At 33.8% G+C, this 6,263-nt stretch carries 4 protein-coding genes and 1 pseudogene; 4 read left to right on the forward strand and 1 reads right to left on the reverse strand.

What is annotated here, in order from left to right; translation table 11 throughout:
• Positions 1 to 1,004 precede the first annotated feature (1,004 nt).
• From psbP to murI, 4 genes are all read left to right on the forward strand, one after another.
• Positions 1,005 to 1,547, forward strand: coding sequence for a photosystem II reaction center PsbP (psbP, locus tag D5R40_RS29440; protein ID WP_124147538.1), 543 nt, complete (start codon positions 1,005 to 1,007; stop codon positions 1,545 to 1,547).
• 133 nt (positions 1,548 to 1,680) lie between these two features.
• Positions 1,681 to 2,295, forward strand: a complete 615-nt coding sequence (locus D5R40_RS29445) for a nucleoside triphosphate pyrophosphatase (RefSeq protein WP_124147537.1) — start codon at positions 1,681 to 1,683, stop codon at positions 2,293 to 2,295.
• 998 nt (positions 2,296 to 3,293) lie between these two features.
• A complete protein-coding gene (locus tag D5R40_RS29450; protein ID WP_124147536.1) occupies positions 3,294 to 3,863 on the forward strand; it encodes a peroxiredoxin in 570 nt (189 codons plus the stop codon).
• Positions 3,864 to 4,202: 339 nt separating this feature from the next.
• Positions 4,203 to 5,033 carry a glutamate racemase gene (murI, locus tag D5R40_RS29455; RefSeq protein ID WP_124147535.1) on the forward strand — a complete coding sequence of 277 codons (831 nt, stop codon included), beginning with the start codon at positions 4,203 to 4,205 and terminating at the stop codon, positions 5,031 to 5,033.
• Between the two features lie 642 nt (positions 5,034 to 5,675).
• Here the strand turns inward: murI and D5R40_RS29460 are convergent.
• Positions 5,676 to 6,263 (reverse strand): annotated as a pseudogene (locus tag D5R40_RS29460) (IS630 family transposase); the annotation flags it as partial.

A 6,263-nucleotide genomic window follows, 5' to 3' on the forward strand; every position in this document is an offset into this window, starting at 1 on the left:
CATTAAAGATGCGCGACGATCGCTTCATGTTCACTGCGGCTGGACTCTGGAATTTTTACTTAATGGTAGCATAGTTTAATCAGTGAAAACCAGAATTTTCCCATTTCACTTTAAGGTTTTATTTCGCGACAAGTCTAATTAATATTCTTTGTTAAGCTATAGAATATTTAATCGAAATTCCATTAGCAGGATGAGTATTAGATTCAATATAAATTGTGGTAAAATTTTTTTTAGTCAGGAATGGCAATAAGTGTGGGAATTACTTTTAATATTTTGCAGTATATTGACCCCAGATTTATGAGTGAAAATTTGGTTATAGAGAAAGTAATGAATGACAGAAATATTTCAGTAGCTAGGATAAAGAATTATTCAGTTATTAATACTTGCTGTTGAGTTATTGAATATCTAATCGGACTACTATTAGGAGTATGGGTATTAGAACGAACACAAATTGTGGTAAAAATCTTTTGGTTATCAATGATAATAACTGTGGAAATTACTGTTGGTATTTTGCAGTATATTGACCTTAGATTGATGAGTGAAAATTTGGTTATAGAGAAAGTAGTGAATGACAGAAATATTTCAGTAGCTAGGATAAAGAATTAGTTGATGAGAGATTCAGAACCGCCATCAATTAAAGACGACTAAATTATCATATTTTGTAGGGTATTAAAATTAATTATACTTTTACCGGAATTGCCAGCTAAATTCGCCAGTCGTTCAGAATTAAACTCATAACTCAGAATTATTTCTCGCTCAAAACATCACACTAAACTCAATTTCAATATCTACAATATCTAAATATTACTCAGTGCAAAACAAATACCTTAACTGTAAATTATTTTGGCTCCTGATTGGCAAAAATTAATTATTGAAGTTGATTAAATTCACAAATTTATTAAATTAATCAAGATTTTAATGAGACAATAAATTTACTTGAGCGTTGGGACTGAAAAGTTGAATTCAAGCCTACTCTCACTATTTAGAATATCAAAGAAGAGAAAATGTTAAAAAAAATTGTGGCCTTATTTTTAGTACCGATCGCTCTGGTAGTAACAGGTTGTGTTTCTATTGGCGGTGGACTACAAAGCTTCGTGGATACAACTGATGGTTATGAGTTCCTCTATCCTAATGGTTGGCTCGAAGTTAAAGTATCTGATGGCCCGGATGTAGTATTCCATGACCTAGTTGAGGCCACTGAGAATGTTAGTGTCGTTATTAGTCCCGTAGTTGGAGACCAAACTTTGGCTGACTTGGGTACTCCGACTGAAGTAGGATATAAACTGAGCAAAAATGCCATTGCACCAGCAGACTCTGGTAGGGAAGCAGAATTAGTAAGTGCAGAAGCACGAGAATATAAAGCTAAAACATATTATCAACTGGAGTATGCTGTTAAATTAGCTGATGGAAGAGATCGTCATAACTTAGCAAGTGTAGGAGTTAGTCGAGGTAAACTTTTTACTATCAATATTTCAACTACTGAAGCACGTTGGCAAAAAGTGCATGATAAGTTTGAGCAAGTAATTAACTCTTTCTCTATATATTAGTGAGAAATTTTTATATTAGTCAGGACTAGCAAATTTTTAAGTTTTCCTATCTTAAAAAATATCATTAAATATAGGCTATAGTCCTGACAAATTATCAATGTTTTATGGAATATTTGTTTACTTGCTTGAAAATATGAAAACTCCAACCTTCATATTAGCTTCATCATCATTAGCAAGACTTCGCTTGTTAGAAACTATTGGTATTCATCCTATAGTTATGCCTAGTAACTTTGATGAATCAACAGTTAAATTAATAGAACCTCGAAAATTGGTAGAAACATTAGCCCAGGCTAAAGCAGAAACAATAGCTAAGTCTCTAATGAAAGAAAACTTATCTGAAACACAATCAAATTTAATTTTAGGATGTGATTCAGTATTAGTTATTGATGGCGAAATTTATGGTAAACCAGCTGATAATAAAGAAGCGATCGCTCGATGGCAAAAAATGCGTGGTCAAGTTGGTCAATTGTACACTGGTCATGCTTTAATCGATCTAGTTAAAAATAAAACTATCGTAATTTGTAGAATGACAAAAGTTCATTTTGCTCCCGTTAACGACCAGGAAATAGAAGCTTATGTTGCGACTGGGGAACCTTTAAAATGTGCTGGTTGTTTTGCCATAGAAGGCAAAGGTGGTTTATTTATTGAAAAAATAGAAGGTTGTCATACTAATGTAATTGGTTTAAGTCTACCATTATTGAGAGTTATGCTAAATACTCTAGGATATCAAGTGAGTAACTTTTGGTAGGTTATAAAATATCCGATTTTTTAATCTAATAATTATTCTAAATTAAAGAGTAATAGCAAGTCTATATCACTACCTCTAAACCCTAAAAATTAAAAATTAAATAAAGCCCAGAAATTAAAAATTAAATAAAGCTCAGAAAATTATTTAACAACTAATATTATAGGGAACTGAGGCAATTCAACTTGTATAGGTAAATTCAATTATCAGTTAGCCTCCTCTAGAGGAACTGCGTTAACAGTTCCTTCTGCAATAGGGAGGCGAGAAGATACAGAATTTTCTTCCTCTTGGTCAATTGGATATGGCTAGGTTTCCTCGCCATCCCACCCTACGGGAAGCTGCGCTAACGACCACTTTTTATTCCCTAAAAAGGGTAAGCTTGAGACCTGATTTTTTTGGTCATAAAATCTTCATTCATAAACATCTAAGAATAGAAATACATTGCTAATAGCTAACTAATAATTTTAATTTGCATGATATTTCGGCGTTGCTGAATGGTAATGATTTTTAAATTAAGTATCAACGCAAAACATAAGTTTTTCAATTTTACCTTCAGCTACTTACCATTACATTTCAGCAACGCCAAAGAGTAAACTTTCTATTATACCTGATTTTGCAACAAGTTTACAGCCTACATTTTGTTTTACAAAATGTAGTATAAAAATAGGAGACAGCTATACTGGAGACAGGAGACAATTATAGTGGTCAATAGGAGTAAGTAATTGAGTATTTATACTTAATATTTTCCTGAGAATCTGACTGCTGAGAAAGGTCAAATGTAGGAGCTATATAGTATAAATACTTACCAAGTTACGGATTTTTCTACTACTTTTAATGTTACAACTTGAAGTGCGGAATGTGAGTTACAAGCAAACCTCAAAAACAAAATTTTTTCTTTAATGCCGTTGACAAATTCTTAAATAAGAATTATTCTGATTTACAGCAGTAAAAGCTGATATAGATTGAATTGCTAAGTTACTAAATCATTCTGAGGTTAAGTTATGGTTATTGAGCGTGTTCCTGATGTAGTATTCAAAACCCGTGTCCGTGATGAATCTGTTGAAGGACCTAACCCTTATCGTTGGCAAGACAAAACTACCCAAGAAATTTTTGGTGGCAAGCGTGTAGTATTATTTGCATTGCCTGGAGCTTTCACACCAACTTGCTCATCTACTCACTTACCTCGATATGAAGAACTATACGATGAATTCAAAGCACAAGGAATAGACGAAATTATTTGTCTATCAGTAAACGATGCTTTCGTAATGTTCCAATGGGGTAAACAGCAAAATGCCAAAAATGTATTCCTATTACCAGATGGCAATGGAGAATTCTCTCGTAAAATGGGAATGTTAGTAGATAAGTCCAATATTGGTTTTGGTATGCGCTCCTGGCGCTATGCAATGGTTGTCAATGACTCTAAAATCGAAAAGATATTTGTTGAAGAAGGTTTTAGCGACAACTATGGTGACGATCCATTCGAGACATCTGACGCAGATACGGTATTAGCCTATCTCAAGGGTACAGAAGCACCAGCAGAAAAACCAGCTCGATTAGAGTTTGTTGGTTAGTTCAGCTATCTATAGATGAAGCTGGAACTGGCAATAATAATACTATATGTAGCAATTAAATGTGATTTTTGAACTGTAGCGTCTAAAACTTAACCTAAACAATAAATTTTTGGCACTACAAGGATATTTTTACATTACATTGCTATATATAGTTTTAACCCCTCTTAAGTAAGTAACGATAACCAAAATATATTCGGCAATTACCGTTTTTTTTACTTCAGTTGATAAATAATTATGAAATTCTTCTCTATTAAAACTAAAATCAAAAAAATTAGATTTTCAACTGATACATTATAGTAATATTTATTTGATTTGAATTGTATTTCCATACTCTCAAGAATGATCGTTGAAACTAGACAAAAAAGAATAGGTATTTTTGATAGTGGGATAGGAGGTCTAACTGTTCTGAGAGAGCTATATAGACAGTTACCTAGTGAATCTATTCTTTACTTTGGAGATACAGCAAGATTACCTTATGGTACAAGAACTAGCAAAGAAATTATGCAGTTTGTAGATGAAATTATAGAGTGGTTAATCAAAAGTGGAGTTAAAATGGTATTGATGGCTTGTAATACCAGTTCAGCTCTTGCTCTAGAAAAAATCAAGTCTAAATTTGATATTCCAATTCTAGGATTGATTGTACCAGGGGCAAATTCTGCAGTAGAATTAGGGACAAGAATAGGTGTCATTGCTACCCCTGCAACTGCTGCTAGTAATGCCTATCGTACTGCTATTCTAGAGGCAAATTCTTCTGCTAAAGTGTGGCAAGTAAGCTGTCCCTATTTCGTACCTTTAATAGAGCAAAATCAGCTACATAACCCTTATACATATCAGATAGCAGAAGAATATTTGATGCCATTAATACAGCAAAAAATTGACACATTGGTTTATGGTTGTACTCACTATCCCTATTTAGAACCAATATTGCGTTCTTTTCTACCTAGAAATATTAATTTTGTAGATCCTGCTGTATCTCTAGTGAAAGTAGCTGCTAAAAAGCTAGAAATGATGAATTTACAAAATTATGAGAAAGCAAAACCAACAAAATTCGTAGTTAGCGGTTCTCCTCAAAAATTTGCTGAATTATCATTACAATGGCTTGGTTATAAACCAATTGTACAATCAGTTTCTTTATCTACAGTTCTAGACAAACCTATTTCTATGGCATAGAATTTATGTTGGGGATATAAACAGAAAATTAAATGCTTAATAGAATCAGGACTTACGCAAAATACTCTTTTATACGCTAGTTTTGGTGTAAGATGCGTTGCAACACACACTACAGGCAGATTTGCTCCTTAAGTCCTAAGAATAAGGATTCGCGAAAAGTTTTACAGAGTTTTTGTGATTCAATGAAAGTGCCAATCTAGTTTGATAACTTCTCGTAAGCTTTATAGATAGATTATGGCAGTCTTATATCTGAATTGTGAAATATTTTAGGGTTATAGAGAATAGGAAACAGTAGAATTTTTATTAATGTTTTAGATCTATAGCAGTCGTCAAAGTGCTTAGGACATAAAGGAGAAACATAGCGTTGGCGGAGCAAGTGCGGCAGTTATATCGCCTCTATGAGATGGTCTAATAATTTTATACTTTTCTCTGTGCTAACCCCTCTGACAGTTGCTATACTGTTGAATAATTATAAACTTACTTAAAACTTATAAGTAAGTCGGTGAAAAAAAACCAAAGTATGTAAAGAAATTTTAAGCAGTTTGATTTGAGTAAAATTTAAAACGTTCTGTCCTGTAGTTTCCCTTTTCTCCCCTAGCTTGAATACCGTCAATTACTGCATAAGCAAGATCTAACTTGTCATCAAACATTTGACCTGATAGATAATTCATCTTTCTTGAGATGCTTCCACTCCAGCTCAATTGGGTTCATTTCTGAGCAATACTTAGGTAAAAAGAATATATACAAGCCCTGGCTTTCCCATTTTGACCATAATTGTTGTACCTCTCGACATCTATGTATTAGTCCGTTATCCTGAACAATTATCCTCATACGCCCAGTTTTGGCAGTTTCTTGGGCTTCACGCTCCATCATTCGGATGTAACACTTGCGGTCTACACCGCCAATTACTAAACCGTAAACGAAACTGATTAAAGGTTGAAGAAAGCCAATAATGCTTAATCTACGACCACGACGCTTTGTCTGTTCTAGGCGTTTTTGCTCCCCTTTAAAGTAGTAGGTATAACTCGGCTCGCTCCACATACAAAATCCAGACTCATCTAGGTACTTGAGGTCTATTTCTCCTGTAGCTGCAGCCAATTGCAACAGATCTAAGTCGGCTTGCTTTATTTCTTTGACTCTTGGATCTTGTTTCTGTTTATGACTTTTTCTGGCCTGCTTCCAAATGACCCCCTTTTTTTGAGTATCCGACTTAATCTATCAGGACTCAAT

The sequence above is a fragment of the Okeania hirsuta genome (assembly GCF_003838195.1).
Classification (GTDB): Bacteria; Cyanobacteriota; Cyanobacteriia; order Cyanobacteriales; family Microcoleaceae; genus Okeania; species Okeania hirsuta.